The organism is Ruegeria sp. CH8 (genome assembly GCF_056536985.1).
Genome location: NZ_JBQFQR010000014.1, coordinates 92,866 through 106,868, shown reverse-complemented (window position 1 = coordinate 106,868; position 14,003 = coordinate 92,866). Strand labels below are relative to the sequence as shown.

Sequence of the window (14,003 nt, the reverse complement as noted above, 5' to 3'; positions counted from 1 at the left end):
CCGAGGTTACATGACCCGGTAGTTCGGACTTTCGCGGGTAATCTGCACGTCATGCACGTGGCTTTCCTTCAGACCCGCACCGGTGATTTTGACAAAGCTGCAGTTCTTGCGCATTTCCTCAACCGTTGCGCACCCGGTGTAGCCCATCGCCGCGCGTAGACCGCCGACCAACTGGTGCACCACCGCGCTGGCCGAGCCCTTGTAGGGCACCTGCCCCTCGATCCCTTCGGGCACCAGCTTGTCGTTTGCCGCGTCCTTTTGGAAGTAGCGATCCGCCGAGCCGCGCGCCATGGCGCCGAGGCTGCCCATACCGCGATAAGATTTGAAGGAACGACCCTGATAAAGGATCACCTCGCCTGGGCTTTCATCGGTACCCGCAATCATCGAACCGACCATCGCACAGGACGCACCTGCCGCGATCGCCTTGGCGAAATCGCCCGAGAATTTGATGCCACCGTCTGCGATCACCGGCACATCCCCGGCCGCCGAGGCACAGTCCATGATGGCAGTCAGCTGCGGCACGCCGACACCGGCAACCATACGCGTGGTGCAGATCGAGCCCGGCCCGATGCCGACCTTGATGGCATCAGCACCGGCATCAATCAGTGCCTTGGTGGCATCGCCAGTTGCGACGTTGCCCGCGATGATCTGAACCTCATTCGACAGCGATTTAACCCGCTTTACCGCATCCAAAACGCCTTGAGAGTGGCCGTGCGCGGTATCAACAACGATGATATCGACACCGGAATCGACCAATTGCTCGGACCGTTCAAAGCCCGCATCCCCGACCGAGGTCGCCGCCGCTACGCGCAGACGGCCCAGCGTGTCCTTGCAAGCGGTCGGGTTTAGCACAGCCTGTTCCGTATCTTTCAGCGTCAGCAGACCGGTCAGCTTGCCCGCGCCGTCAACCACCAGAAGCTTTTCGATCCGGCGCGCTTTCATCAGGCTTTTGGCCTCTTCCAGATCGGCCGGTTCCTGCAACATCGCCAGATTGTCAGTGGTCATCATCGCCCGGATCGGCTGGTCATCTGAGGTTGCAAAGCGCATGTCCCGGTTGGTCACGATACCAACCACGCGGCCCTCTTCATCAATCACGGGGAAGCCGGTGAAGTTGTAGCGTTCAACCAGAGCCTTGGCGTCCGCCAGCGTCTGATCCGCGCGTAGCGTAACTGGGTTGTAGACGATACCCGATTCAAAGCGTTTTACCCGCCGCACTTCGCGCGACTGCTCTTCGACAGTCAGGTTCTTGTGAATGACGCCAATGCCTCCGGCCTGAGCCATCGCAATTGCCATGCGCGCCTCGGTCACCGTATCCATGGCTGAGCTCAGCAGTGGGATGTTCATGCTGATTGCCCGCGTCACGCGCGTGCTTGTATCCGCCGTCGCCGGCAGTACCGACGAGGACGCCGGAACCAAGAGAACATCGTCAAAGGTAAGTGCCTCACGAATCTGCATCTGCTAACCCCATGCAAAAGCCCGTTTGGCGGTGACCCTATTACATGGATTTAAGGCAAGGAAAAGCCCCAGAGCTCAACTAGTTTTCTCCTGCGGGCCGTTACTGCAATAAAAAACGACGCAACCCGTACAAAACGTGCCGCTGAATGCCCTTTCCCTTTGCGCGCAAACCCATATCTTGCCCGGCATACGCGCGAATACAAAAGGCAGGCCAGATATGACCACCGAACCCCTTGTTGTCTTTACTCCCTCGGGCAAACGCGGGCATTTCCCCGTCGGCACCCCGGTTCTGACCGCCGCCCGACAACTGGGCGTCGATCTGGATTCGGTTTGCGGCGGGCGCGGCATCTGTTCGAAATGTCAGATCACCCCAAGCTATGGTGAGTTTCCCAAGCACGGCGTGAGCGTATCCGAGGGTGCGCTGAGCGAATGGAACGCGGTCGAACAACGCTATGACGACAAGCGTGGATTGAAACCGGGCCGCCGTCTGGGATGTCAGGCCACTGTTCAAGGCGACATCGTGATCGACGTACCGCCCGAAAGCCAAGTGCACCGTCAGGTCGTTCGCAAGGCCGCGGCTGCACGCGCCATCATCATGGACCCGGCGACCCGTCTGTATTTCGTGGTGGTCGAAGAACCCGACATGCACTCGCCCACCGGCGATCTGGAAAGGCTTGAGCGCGCCCTGCGCGCGCAATGGGAGATTGAAGCCGTCACCGCAGACCTGTCACTGATGGCAAAGCTGCAGCCCGTTCTGCGCAAAGGTAAATGGGAGGTCACCGTAGCTGTCCACAAGGGTCACAAGGACACCGTTGGCCGCATCGTGGAAATCTGGCCCGGCCTGCATGAACGCGGACTGTACGGTCTTGCCATTGACCTGGGCTCAACCACTATCGCGGCGCACCTGACCGATCTGGAAACAGGTGAGGTCAAGGCGTCCTCGGGCCTGATGAACCCGCAAATTCGGTTCGGCGAAGACCTGATGAGCCGTGTCTCTTACGCGATGATGAACCCCGGCGGTGATCAGGAGATGACCAAGGCGGTGCGCGAGGCGATCAATGATCTGACCGTTTCCATCGCCGAAGAGGCTGGGATCGATTCCGAACTAATCGTCGAGACAGTGTTTGTCTGCAACCCGGTCATGCACCACCTGCTGCTGGGCTTGGACCCCGTTGAGCTGGGTCAGGCTCCGTTTGCACTGGCGACCTCGGAAAGCATGTCCCTGCCCGCGCGCGAGATGGGCCTGACCAAGATGAACCCGCGCGCGCAGATCTATATTCTGCCCTGTATCGCGGGTCACGTTGGGGCGGACTGCGCTGCCGTTGCTCTGTCGGAAGAGCCGGGCAAATCCGAAGACCTCGTCCTGATCGTGGACGTGGGCACCAACGCGGAAATCCTGCTGGGCAACACGCAGCGCGTTCTGGCCTGTTCCTCGCCCACCGGCCCGGCGTTCGAAGGTGCTCAGATCTCTTCCGGCCAGCGCGCCGCGCCCGGTGCTATCGAACGGATCGAGATTGACCCAGTCACAAAGGAACCCCGTTTCCGTGTGATCGGGTCTGAGAAATGGTCGGATGAAGAAGGGTTCGATCAGGACGTCGCCACCACCGGCATCACCGGCATTTGTGGTTCCGGCATAATTGAGGCCGTGGCCGAAATGCGTATCGCTGGCCTGCTGGACGAAAGCGGCCTGATCGGATCGGCCGCACAAACTGGCACTGATCGCTGCGTGCCCGAAGGTCGTACCCACGCCTACCTGATCCACGATGCAAGCGCCGAAGGCGGCCCGCGCATCACCGTGACCCAAGGCGACATCCGTGCAATCCAGCTGGCCAAATCCGCGCTCTATGCCGGTGCGCGTCTGCTGATGGACGTCATGGAGGTCGACAAGGTCGACCGCGTTGTTCTGGCCGGGGCGTTCGGCGCCCATATCTCGACCAAGCACGCGATGGTACTGGGTATGATCCCGGACGCGCCGCTGGACAAGGTCTCCAGCGCGGGCAACGCGGCCGGCACCGGCGCCCGGATCGCGCTGTGCAACAACGGCGCCCGGACCGAGATTGAACGCGTTGTACGCGAGATCACCAAGGTCGAAACCGCCATTGAGCCCAAGTTTCAGGATCATTTCGTTGCTGCCAACGCGATCCCGCACAAAACCGATCCATTCCCGGAATTGGCGCAGGTGGTCACCCTGCCCGCGCCGTCGTTCAACACCGGTGGAGATGACGAAAAATCTGGCCGTCGCCGCCGCAGGAGGTCATAGTCTCCCCAACCACGGGGGCAAAAATGATGTCAGCAAACGAAGAACAGGCTGAATACTGGGGCCAATCTGAGAACGGCGCCAAATGGCTGACCTATGAAGATCAGCTGGACCATGCCTTTGGCCCTGTTCTTGATCTGGTTCTGGATCGTGCCCGGCTTGCGCCGGGCATGGCCGTTCTGGACATCGGCTGCGGTACCGGTGTGAGCACGCTTGCCGCCGCCCGCAAGGTCGGGCCAAACGGTCGCGTTCTGGCGGCTGACATCTCGCAACCCTTTCTGGATAGGGCCGCCGCCCGCGCCGCTGATCAGAGCCTTGGCAACGTTGATTTCCAGTTCGCCGATGCGCAGACCTTTGATTTCAAACCTAATCAGATGGATGCCGCAATCTCGCGCTTCGGCGTCATGTTCTTTGAAGATTCAGTTGCAGCTTTTGCCAATATCGCCAAGGCGCTGAAACCCGGAGGGCAGATGACCTTCGCCGCTTGGGGACCTCTGGACGTCAACCCTTGGTTCAAATTGCCCCATATCGCCGCCGTCAAGCGTCTGGGGCATCCCCCGCGCGTGGACCGATATGCGCCCGGCCCTCTGGCGTTTCACGATTTGGATCACGTGGCCGGTATGATGGCACAAGCCGGGCTGACGGACGTAACGGCCAAAGCAGTGTCGCTGAAACTACCGGGATACGGTGGCGTCGAAGGCTCTGCGGCCCTGTGTGCACGCGTCGGACCTGCGGCGCGTGTGATCGCACATTTTGAGGGTGATGAAGACGACTTTGAGGCCATTCAGAGCGCTGTCGCCAAAGAGTTCCAGCACTTTCTGTCCGACACGGGTTTTCACATTCCCGCGGTCATCAACCTGTATCAGGCGCGTCGGTCAAAATAGCCCAGCAGAGCTACGGACCGCACATCTGAAGCAAAAAATTTTTTTCTGATAGCTTAACCCTAAAGTTCAGGAAGGTTGTTTTCGCGAAACTTGTCGGAAATGAACACCGCATTCCCGAACCGTCTCTGCTCGTTTCGGAACGAACGGAAGAAGAAATTATTGCACATCTTATAGTTCTGCCGATCCAATTCTTTCCATAGGTCCAGTATCAGCGGGCAGGCCTCATAATGCGGCGTAGCGGGCCATTCCAACATGATCACGCCGATCCGCTGTTCGGACAGCATCCGCTCTGCGCCCTTGAAGATATTCAGCTCAGACCCATGCGCATCGATCTTCATGCAAGAAATCTGGTCGATTCCGATTTCCTCGCAGAACCAGTCTATTGTGTTCAGCTCTACCTCAATCGAGGTATCCACTACGGCCTCTGGATGTTGCTCCAGTGCAGAAGCGTTCATCGAAAGCAGAGTGGACGTGCCAAGTCTTGCCGCTACGGAAAATTCGGATCTGCCAGTCTGATTGCACAGAGCCTGCCCGACAACGATTATGTTTTTGAAGGATTGAAACCGGTCAGTGACAAAGGCTGGCTGTTGAGGAAGTGGCTCAAGCAGGTATCACTAACAATTCGGAAAACTTCGGATCAAGTGACGCGCATTCATTCCCCGGTTGACGCCGATATCAAAAACAACACCCGAGTGATCTGCGACCGCAGGCAGCCGCGCCAATGCGCCTACCGGACCACCTTTTTCCACAACATCCTAGCGCGCCGAGACAGATCAATTTTGATGTAAATCAACCATTTGGAGCGGGTAGCGGGAATCGAACCCGCGCGTTCAGCTTGGGAAGCTGACAGGCTACCATTACATCATACCCGCCGCGTAGCGCTGGATAACACCGCCCGCCGAACGACTTCAAGCGCCTTTCCGAGGTGCAGGGCAATTACTCGGTCCGGGCCCGCAAGCTTTCGATCAGAGACTGATCCACATCCAAGGCTTCGCAGGCCGCGTCCAGCGTCCGCCTGTCCAGATGTTGCGGGCTGAGGTCGATATCCTTGGAAAACGCATCAACGATCGCCTGCATTGCGCTGATTCTGGCGTATTTTTTATTGTTCGCCGGAATGACGTGCCAAGGCGCGATTTCGGTTGAAGTCCGCGCCAACATTTCGTCCACAGCCACTTCAGCCTCTGCCCACCGCTCACGGTTGCGAAAATCCTCATAGGTAAGCTTCCACCGTTTCATCGGATTGCGCAGACGCTCGGTAAAGCGCGCCATCTGCTCTTCCGGAGAGATGTGGAAGAACATCTTCACGATCCGGGTGCCGTCATCAACCAGCATTCGTTCGAAATCGTTGATTTCGCGATACCCGGCCCGCCAGCGTTCTTCCGGTGTGAACTTTTCAAGCCGCTCGACCAGAACGCGACCGTACCAGCTGCGGTCAAAGGCCGAGATGGCACCTTCGGGAGGCAACCTCTCCCAGAACCGAAGCAGGTAGTGACGGTTCAGGTAGTAGTTGCGCGGCGCGCCAATTGGCCAAACCTTGAAACTGCGCGGGTCCAGTGCCTGACTGATCCGGCGGATCGTGCCACCCTTGCCTGCCGCGTCCCAACCTTCAAAGACCAGCACGCCTTTGACGCCGTGAAACAGAAAGGCCTGCTGGATTAGCGCCAGTTGCGCCTGGAGATCGACAAGCTTTTCGAAATAATCCCTCTTACTCAGACGCTTGCTCAGGTTGGCATCCGCCAACTTCGGGGGATAATGTTTGCTCATAAAAACACCTGATTTTTGTTGCGAGGGTCATGCTATTGTCGCAAGCACAACTTTATCCAGCATTGATCAGGGTCAAAACGAAAAAGGCCGGGCACATGGCCCGGCCTTTGGTCATACTGTGGCAGAGATCAAGCGCGACGGCGACGGCCACCGCCGCGACGACCACCCGCACCACCGGCGGCAGCGGCCTCTTCAGGCGATTTGTTGAACTTGATCCACGCACCACCATGCGGGTCGTTGTTGGTCAGCAGGTTGGCGGCACGGATGGCCTCCATTTCCTTGCCGGCGCGCGGCAGGGTCGAACCCAGGCCGAACATCTGAACGAATGCTTCGGCGTCCATGCCCTCGGGCAGGATGATGCCAGCGGCAGCCACCGCTTCTTTTTTCTCGGCAATCTTCTTCTGCGTCACCGGCAGAGCCACCGGATTCATGATCGCCGAGGTCATGCCAGCGCCCATTGCCATCGGCAGGAAGGCGTTGTTGATGCCGTGGCGGTTCGGCAGGCCGAACGAGATGTTGGACGCACCGCACGTGGTGTTCACGCCCAACTCTTCACGCAGACGACGGACCAGAGCGAAAACCTGCTGGCCGGCGGTTGCCATGGCACCGATCGGCATAACAAGCGGGTCAACCACGATGTCATGCGCAGGGATACCGAAATCGGCGGCACGCTCAACGATCTTCTTGGCCACGTCGAAACGGACATCGGGGTCTTCCGAGATACCGGTGTCGTCGTTCGAGATCGCAACAACTGGTACGTTGTATTTCTTGACCAACGGCAGAACCAGTTCCAGACGCTCTTCTTCACCGGTAACCGAGTTCAGCAGCGGACGGCCCTCTGCGGCTGCCAGACCGGCTTCCAAAGCACCCGGAACCGACGAGTCAATGCACAGCGGCACGTCGACCAGACCTTGCACCAGCTCGACGATCTTGGTCATCAGCGGCGGCTCGGTCTCGTTCGGGTTGGGGTTCGAGTTGTAGACGACACCCGCGTTGATATCCAGAACGGTTGCGCCTGCTGCGACCTGAGCGACGGCGTCTTTCTCGACGGTCGAGAAATCGCCCGCTTCCAGTTCAGCGGCCAGTTTCTTACGACCGGTTGGGTTAATCCGCTCACCGATCACGCAGAACGGTTCGTCAAAGCCCAGGACGGCAGTTTTTGTTTTTGATTCTACGACTGTACGGGTCATGTCCGATCCTTAGGAGTTTACTGGCTTTGCCGAAGCGCCGCCGTTGTTGATTGCCCAGTTGGCGTTGGTCTTGATGCCGCCGAGTGGGAAGAAATGCACGTTGGTGATGTTGAAATCCGGGTTGGCCGCCTTGTGGTTGGCCAGTTCGGTCAGAACATCGGTCGGCTCATAGGGCAGCAGCAGCTTGGACACGTCCATGGCGCGCTTCTGCAGAACCTTCAGCGACGGGCCAACGCCACAGGCGATAGCGAATTTGATCAGGGTCTGCAGCTTGGCCGGACCTGCGATACCGATGTGGATCGGCAGATCGATGCCCGCTTCTTTTAGGCTGTCCGCCCATGCGATGATCGGTTTGGCGTCAAACGCGAACTGGGTCGCCAGAGCCATTTCCGCATCGGTGGTTTCAGAGAACTTTTGTTTCCAGCGCAGCGCGTCATCGACGTTCTTGGTCGAACCGTCGGGATCAATATCCTTGTTGCCCTCAGGGTGACCTGCAACGTGCAGACGCTTGAAGCCTGCCTTGTCGAACAGACCGGTCTCCAGCAGTTGCATCGAGCTGTCGAATTCACCGTGTGGCTTGGCGACACCACCGGCCAGCAGCAGTGCCTGATCTACACCTGCTTCGCCCTGATACATGGAGATCCAGTTCTCCAGCGTCGCCGCATCCTTAATGATCCGCGACGGGAAGTGCGGCATGACCGGATAGCCCTCGGCCGCGATCCGCTTGGCGGTCTTGACCATGTCCTCAATCGGGGTGCCCTCGATATGGGCGATGTAGACACGGGTGCCTTCGGGCAGCAGCGCGCGGAAGTCTTCGACTTTCTCGGCGGTACGCGGCATCACCTCGATCGAATACCCCTGCAAAAAGGCTTCGACGGTCGGGTTCACCGGGGCCTTTTCGGCCGCATCACGTTTCTTGAAGTTCAGCAAAGCCATAGCGGCCTCCCATTAAAATCTGGGGCTTAAGCCCAACCGTCATTGGCGATCAGTGCCTTGATGCGATCCTGATCGTATTCTGTTTCTAGACGCAAGGCTTCTGCCTCGGCGATCTCGGACGGGTCGCCCTCAACCGCGAAAGGTTCTGCTTTGCGCCATTCGGCCAGATAGGCATCACTGTCTTTGGCGTTCACCTTCATGGCAGCTCGGTCGATCGCTTGCTCGAACCGTTCCTCCAATTGCCGCTTTGCGCCTCGGCGACCTTTCCCGACGATGACTTGGGCGGGAATGTCGCGCCAGTATACGATGGTGACGTCAGGCATTGCCTTTGATTCCTCCTAACCAGATGGGCAGTTTCTAAACTTCTATAAGGGCTCAGGTCGGTCGATTTTCGACACACGGCGTATTTCAAGCGACCTTTTTACCTACGATGGGATACTGGGCTTGTACTTAATTCTAACGCAAACGCGCACATCAAAATACTCATCACTTTAATGAGCGTCTTGCACGAAACAATTGCCCGACCTATGGTCAGGGTAACTCGAAAATCGGAGGGCGTTACGATGGCGCCCAAGCGTCCCAAAGGTGCGGGCGCGTTCCCCAAGGCGGTCGAAAGCCCCGCGCCGGCAAGACCCGATCCAGATGCGTTGTATGCGGCGCTGGATCTGGGAACAAATAGCTGTCGCATGTTGATAGCCCAGCCCAAGGGCAGCGGGTTCCATGTGGTTGATAGCTTCTCCAAATCCGTGCAATTGGGCGCGGGTCTGGAACGGACCGGACGGCTGTCCCGGTCCTCGATGGCGCGTACCATCCAAGCATTGCGCATCTGCCAGCAAAAGTTGAAACGCAACAGGGTCAGACGGATGCGGCTGGTCGCTACCGAAGCCTGTCGTCGCGCGAAAAACTCACGCGATTTCATCCGGCAAGTGAAACGGGAAACCGGCCTGACGCTTGAGATCATCCAACCCGAGGAAGAGGCGCGTCTGGCCGTGATCTCCTGCGCGCCGCTTGTCTCGACCAAAACGGAACAGTTGCTGGTTGTTGATATCGGCGGCGGCTCAACCGAATTGGTCTGGATCGACATCTCGTCCGTACCACGCCGCGACCGTCCTGCTGCGATCATGCGCCTGCACAACGGATTTCACACCACCGACAGTCCTTTTCCAGCCGCCAAGGTGGTGGACTGGATCAGTGTGCCGCTGGGCGTGGCGACCCTTCGCGATCAGTTCCACGATGTCGAGGACGACTCGGCCCGCTTTGCGTTGATGAGCTGGTTTTTCGAAGAAAATCTCGCCGATTTCGCCCCTTACAAAGACGAACAGGCCCGCGAAGGGTTTCAGATCGTCGGAACCAGCGGCACTGTGACGACGGTGGCGGCCTCGCATCTGGGGCTGAAACGATACGACCGGACCAAAGTGGACGGTCTGCGCATGACCAGTGATCAGATTGACAAAGTCATACGAGGATATTTAGAACTCGGCCCACTGGGGCGACGGCGCGATCCGCGGATTGGTGATGACCGGCAGGCCCTGATTATGTCCGGCTCAGCCATATTGCAGGCATTGCTCCGCTGCTGGCCCACCGACCGCCTTTCAGTGGCGGACCGGGGCCTGCGCGAAGGTCTGCTTTATGCGCAGATGAGCGCGGATGGTGTATTGGAAGACGGACCGTTCTGATGGCGAAGACACCAAGTGGCAAAAACAACTCAGGCCGTGGACAGCGCGACCTGAAGGTCAAGGTCAAGACGGCCCGCGGGCGCAAGCTCAGCTCGACCCGCTGGCTCGAGCGGCAATTGAACGACCCCTATGTGAAACGCGCGCAGGCCGAAGGGTATCGCGGACGCGCGGCGTATAAAATCTTGGAACTGGACGATAAGTTTCGCTTCCTCGTTCCCGGCGCGCGCGTGGTCGATCTGGGCTGCGCGCCCGGAGGCTGGTGTCAGGTTGCGGTCAAACGCGTCAATGCGCTGGGCGAAAAGTCCGGCAAACGGATCGGCACAGTTCTGGGTGTCGATCTCCAAGAGGTCGAACCTGTTGCCGGTGCGGAAACGCACGTTTTGGATTTCATGGAAGACGACGCCGATCAGAAGGTCAAAGACTGGCTGGGCGGAAAAGCTGATGTGGTGATGTCTGACATGGCGGCCGCCTCATCGGGGCATAAACAGACCGATCACCTGCGCATCATGGCCCTGTGCGAAACGGCGGCCTATTTTGCCTTTGATGTGCTGGAAGAAGGCGGCACGTTTGTCGCCAAGGTTCTGGCCGGGGGCGCCGAGGGCGATCTGCAGAAGCTGTTGAAGCAAAAGTTCGAAAAGGTGGCCAACGTAAAGCCGCCTGCATCCCGTTCCGACAGTTCCGAGAAATTCGTGGTCGCCACTGGCTTTCGCGGCTGACTTAGTCGTCCAAACAGTTCCGGTCTCCAGTCAGAAACTGTTCACGCAATGACGCGGCGGCGGTGCGTTGTAGCAAAAGCGCCTCGCCGTGATTGACGTATTCTGGCTTTCTGGCCTGCAAATCCGCAATTCTCTGCCCTACCGAAAGGGGGTTTTGCAACTGCGATGTGTGGACCGGTTTATCCGTCATGGGTCACCTATGGGCGCGGCGGGAAATCTGCCTTGCCCATAGTTAACGCATAAATTTGCCGGGATCGTGGCCTAAACCGGGCCACGCGGTGCCAGTTCACGGGGCCAGTTGCGCCTTGATTTGCAGCAGTCCCGGGTCGTCCGGCAGAACCTCCAACCCCTCTTTCAGCACGTCCCGCGCGGCATCCGGGCCGCGGTTGATCTGCGCCAGTTGCACCAGCATGGGCCAGGCCTCAGCCCGTTGCGGATCCAGCGAGACGACCTCTCGAAAGGCCCGTTCGGCCGCCGGGGCGTTGCGGAAGGTCAGAGCCATACCCCCCAGAACAAGGTGGGTTTCGGGGAAATCCAGACGGTTCGCGATCGCGCCCTGCCATTCCTCCATGCTCTGTGCCACCTGCGCCTGCTGTTCCGGGGTCAGGGCCTGGCCGGGGATGTTGAGGAACTCTTTGGCGGCTGAGATGCGCACATTGCGCAATGGGTCGGACAGCAGAGGTTCGAGCCGCTGAACTTGATCCGGCAAGGCGGACTGGCGTTGTAAAACCACCGCATTCGCGCGCACCAGCGGGTCAGAGTCAGACAACAAGGGGGCCGTTTGCTCCGCCAAATCTGCCGAACCGAAAGGTTGTAGCAGATAAGCTGCAGTGGCGCGGACGATGCCCGGTTGGGCAGAGTCAGTCGCAATCCCAAGCAACGCGTCCGGCCCATCAACTCGCCCGTCCAGGGCCGCCTGAAACGTTGTCCCATAGTGCGGCATGCGGTGGGGTGAGGCGGGAAACCAACCCTCGATCTGTTGCGCGGCCCAAGCCTGGTCCTCGGTCTGGTGGCAATCGGTGCAGGCATCTTGACCCAACCCAAGATCGGGGCGTGGAACCCGAAAGCTGTGATCGCGCCGACCGTCGACACCCATATAGACGCGCTCGATCATGTGGCAGGATTTGCATTGTGCGCCCGCAGTGTCTTCCGGATGGTGATGATGCTCGGGTGTGTCGTATTCCTTCGCCGACAAGGTCGGAAAGTCAGGATTGCCCGCCGGTGAGTGGCATTGCGTACACACACCGTTTCCATCGGCCTTCAGTTCAGCACTGTGTGGGTCATGACAGTTCATGCACCCGACGCCCTGCGCGTACATTTTGGATTGCAGGAACGAGCCGTAGACGTAGACCTCATCCAAAATTTGACCGTCCGGGTGATAGAGACCGGGACGCAGCACCGCCAGATTATAGGCATCGTGATAAGGCGTTCCGGGGGCCGGGTTGCCGTCGCCATGCGCCTCTCGCCGGGAATGGCATCCCGCGCATTGTTGGATTTCGGCCTCGGTCCGGCCCCTGCCCCAATTCATGGTGAAACCGAATTCGCTCAGATCGGCGGCGAGCGTCTGGCCCTGCGTCCAGTCGATATGAGCCGATCCGGGGCCGTGGCAGGCCTCGCACCCGACCCCGATCTCAGACTGTGTCGAGGCATAGCTGCGGGTCTGTGCGTCATAGTTTTTTTCAAACCCGGTGGCGTGACATTCCGCGCAGCGGGCGTTCCAGTTTTTATAGGGGCCGGTCCAGTGCAACCCGTCGTCCGGAGGCAAATCCTGATCGGGATAAAGGTGGAACCAGCGCCGGTTATCGGTATCCCAGACGACGTCGAAACTCTGCAATCGGCCGGGTTCGGTTTCGAACAGGTATTGCTGCAGGGGCTCGATCCCCACAACCGAATGCACACCGTATTCAGTGGTGACGCCGTCCTTTTCGGTCACGTTGGCCCGCAGACCATCGCCGTTCACGCTGAACTCGACCGCCATGCCGTCATGGTTAAACCGGGTTCCGTCAAAATCCGCCACGACATGCCCGTCCTCAGCCCCGGTCCAGGCCAAGGCGTGATGAGAGGTCGCCCATGCCTCCGCCTCGGCGGTGTGGCAATCCACGCATTGATCCGAGCCCACATAGTCCGGCGTTTGGGCAAATGCGAAACCCGACAGAAACAGCCAGAAGAAAAGCGCCGCCCTCACGCGTCCGGCCCGTCGGTATCGTTCTGCAGGTCCATCAGCGCTCCGTTATACTCAGCCCCCAGGATCAGGATCGCCGCGCAAAGATACAGGAAGATCAGCGCGGCCATCGCGCCTGCAAGCCCGGCATAGGTGGCGCTGTACGAGGCGAACTGAGCGATATAGACAGAAAACCCCCATCCTCCTGCCGCCCAAAGGGCCAGCGTCAGCAGCACGCCGGGCAGGATCTGCCGCAGCTTGTGACGCCCGGTCGGCAGGATCAGATGCGCCAGCACCACAACACCCGCCGGAACGGCTACAGTGAAGGTCCAGCGCAAGCGATCGACTGACAACCATTCGGATACGTTTACATCGGTTTTCTCTGAAACGAGCTTCGTGTAGACCGGTAGAATGACCTCGACTGCGGCGATTATCATGATGGTGACGCCACCGACGATCACCAATCCCAGGCAGAGCAACCGGGTTTTCCAGAACGGCCAGCTGTCATAGTCGTGATAGGCTTGGTTCATCGCCTTACGCACCGCCATTACCCCGTTAGAGGCAAAAAAGACCGCCAGCAAACCACCCAACGTGATCACGCCAGAACCGGACTCGGCCAGAACGGAACGCAGTTCAGCCACGATCGGACCCGCCACATCTTTCGGCCACGCGCCAAAAATCAGCTCGATCAATTCATTCGTTACATAGTCCTGAGAAAGTGTACCGGCCAAGGCCACGGTAAACAGGGCAAAGGGAAACAAGGCCAGCATCAGCGACATGGCAACGTGGCTGCTCATGACAAAGCCGTTCTTGGCATCGAAACGGGTCACGGCCACCCAAAGTGCCTGTACAGGTCGACCAAAAAAGGGAATCACGCGGGCATTCATCCCCAAAGCCTAACCCGCCTTCCCCAGCCACTGAACCGGCAAAACCGTCTGCTGCGCAAATAATCTCTGACAAACAT

The 14,003-nt window shown here is 59.0% G+C and carries 12 protein-coding genes and 1 tRNA gene; 4 read left to right on the top strand and 9 right to left on the bottom strand.

Translation table 11 applies throughout. The features are described from left to right. Window positions 1-6 precede the first annotated feature (6 nt). A complete protein-coding gene (guaB, locus tag ACR0ER_RS16525; protein ID WP_480769883.1) occupies window positions 7-1,455 on the bottom strand; it encodes an IMP dehydrogenase in 1,449 nt (482 codons plus the stop codon). 217 nt (window positions 1,456-1,672) lie between these two features. Here guaB and ACR0ER_RS16520 point away from each other — a divergent pair, with 217 nt between their 5' ends. Both ACR0ER_RS16520 and ACR0ER_RS16515 read left to right on the top strand, forming a co-directional pair. Continuing rightward, on the top strand, window positions 1,673-3,715 hold the full coding sequence (locus ACR0ER_RS16520; protein ID WP_480769882.1) for an ASKHA domain-containing protein: 2,043 nt from the start codon (window positions 1,673-1,675) through the stop codon (window positions 3,713-3,715). Window positions 3,716-3,738: 23 nt separating this feature from the next. Further along, window positions 3,739-4,596 carry a class I SAM-dependent methyltransferase gene (locus ACR0ER_RS16515; protein ID WP_480769881.1) on the top strand — a complete coding sequence of 286 codons (858 nt, stop codon included), beginning with the start codon at window positions 3,739-3,741 and terminating at the stop codon, window positions 4,594-4,596. A gap of 59 nt (window positions 4,597-4,655) precedes the next feature. On the opposite strand, the gene ACR0ER_RS16510 is transcribed toward ACR0ER_RS16515, so the two are convergent. From ACR0ER_RS16510 to ACR0ER_RS16485, 6 genes are all read right to left on the bottom strand, one after another. After that, a complete protein-coding gene (locus ACR0ER_RS16510) occupies window positions 4,656-5,204 on the bottom strand; it encodes an FkbM family methyltransferase (RefSeq protein WP_480769927.1) in 549 nt (182 codons plus the stop codon). Window positions 5,205-5,394: 190 nt separating this feature from the next. Then, window positions 5,395-5,468: transfer RNA gene (locus ACR0ER_RS16505), tRNA-Gly, on the bottom strand. 64 nt (window positions 5,469-5,532) lie between these two features. Then, window positions 5,533-6,360: a polyphosphate kinase 2 family protein gene (locus ACR0ER_RS16500; protein WP_480769880.1), complete on the bottom strand. Its 828-nt coding sequence runs from the start codon at window positions 6,358-6,360 to the stop codon at window positions 5,533-5,535. Window positions 6,361-6,488: 128 nt separating this feature from the next. Continuing rightward, window positions 6,489-7,550: a methyltetrahydrofolate cobalamin methyltransferase gene (locus ACR0ER_RS16495; protein ID WP_480769879.1), complete on the bottom strand. Its 1,062-nt coding sequence runs from the start codon at window positions 7,548-7,550 to the stop codon at window positions 6,489-6,491. 9 nt (window positions 7,551-7,559) lie between these two features. Continuing rightward, window positions 7,560-8,486: a methylenetetrahydrofolate reductase gene (locus ACR0ER_RS16490; RefSeq protein WP_480769878.1), complete on the bottom strand. Its 927-nt coding sequence runs from the start codon at window positions 8,484-8,486 to the stop codon at window positions 7,560-7,562. A gap of 26 nt (window positions 8,487-8,512) precedes the next feature. Beyond that, window positions 8,513-8,809: a virulence factor gene (locus ACR0ER_RS16485; protein WP_480769877.1), complete on the bottom strand. Its 297-nt coding sequence runs from the start codon at window positions 8,807-8,809 to the stop codon at window positions 8,513-8,515. Between the two features lie 240 nt (window positions 8,810-9,049). Between ACR0ER_RS16485 and ACR0ER_RS16480 the strand changes: the two genes are divergently transcribed. Both ACR0ER_RS16480 and ACR0ER_RS16475 read left to right on the top strand, forming a co-directional pair. Next, window positions 9,050-10,162 carry a Ppx/GppA phosphatase family protein gene (locus ACR0ER_RS16480; RefSeq protein ID WP_170330177.1) on the top strand — a complete coding sequence of 371 codons (1,113 nt, stop codon included), beginning with the start codon at window positions 9,050-9,052 and terminating at the stop codon, window positions 10,160-10,162. Further along, window positions 10,162-10,878 carry an RlmE family RNA methyltransferase gene (locus ACR0ER_RS16475; protein ID WP_480769876.1) on the top strand — a complete coding sequence of 239 codons (717 nt, stop codon included), beginning with the start codon at window positions 10,162-10,164 and terminating at the stop codon, window positions 10,876-10,878. Before ACR0ER_RS16480 ends, ACR0ER_RS16475 begins: the two co-directional genes overlap by 1 nt. Before the next feature lie 286 nt (window positions 10,879-11,164). On the opposite strand, the gene ACR0ER_RS16470 is transcribed toward ACR0ER_RS16475, so the two are convergent. After that, window positions 11,165-13,063, bottom strand: coding sequence for a multiheme c-type cytochrome (locus ACR0ER_RS16470; RefSeq protein WP_480769875.1), 1,899 nt, complete (start codon window positions 13,061-13,063; stop codon window positions 11,165-11,167). Next, a complete protein-coding gene (locus ACR0ER_RS16465; protein WP_480769874.1) occupies window positions 13,060-13,926 on the bottom strand; it encodes a YihY/virulence factor BrkB family protein in 867 nt (288 codons plus the stop codon). The genes ACR0ER_RS16470 and ACR0ER_RS16465 overlap by 4 nt, the downstream gene beginning before the upstream one ends. Window positions 13,927-14,003: the final 77 nt, after the last annotated feature.

Excerpts from the sequence above, each read along its gene's own strand:
- guaB (WP_480769883.1), bottom strand. The coding sequence starts at position 1,455 with ATGCAGATTCGTGAGGCACTTACCTTTGACGATGTTCTCTTGGTTCCG.
- ACR0ER_RS16520 (WP_480769882.1), top strand. The coding sequence starts at position 1,673 with ATGACCACCGAACCCCTTGTTGTCTTTACTCCCTCGGGCAAACGCGGG.
- ACR0ER_RS16515 (WP_480769881.1), top strand. The coding sequence starts at position 3,739 with ATGATGTCAGCAAACGAAGAACAGGCTGAATACTGGGGCCAATCTGAG.
- ACR0ER_RS16500 (WP_480769880.1), bottom strand. The coding sequence starts at position 6,360 with ATGAGCAAACATTATCCCCCGAAGTTGGCGGATGCCAACCTGAGCAAG.
- ACR0ER_RS16495 (WP_480769879.1), bottom strand. The coding sequence starts at position 7,550 with ATGACCCGTACAGTCGTAGAATCAAAAACAAAAACTGCCGTCCTGGGC.
- ACR0ER_RS16490 (WP_480769878.1), bottom strand. The coding sequence starts at position 8,486 with ATGGCTTTGCTGAACTTCAAGAAACGTGATGCGGCCGAAAAGGCCCCG.
- ACR0ER_RS16485 (WP_480769877.1), bottom strand. The coding sequence starts at position 8,809 with ATGCCTGACGTCACCATCGTATACTGGCGCGACATTCCCGCCCAAGTC.
- ACR0ER_RS16480 (WP_170330177.1), top strand. The coding sequence starts at position 9,050 with ATGGCGCCCAAGCGTCCCAAAGGTGCGGGCGCGTTCCCCAAGGCGGTC.
- ACR0ER_RS16475 (WP_480769876.1), top strand. The coding sequence starts at position 10,162 with ATGGCGAAGACACCAAGTGGCAAAAACAACTCAGGCCGTGGACAGCGC.
- ACR0ER_RS16465 (WP_480769874.1), bottom strand. The coding sequence starts at position 13,926 with ATGAATGCCCGCGTGATTCCCTTTTTTGGTCGACCTGTACAGGCACTT.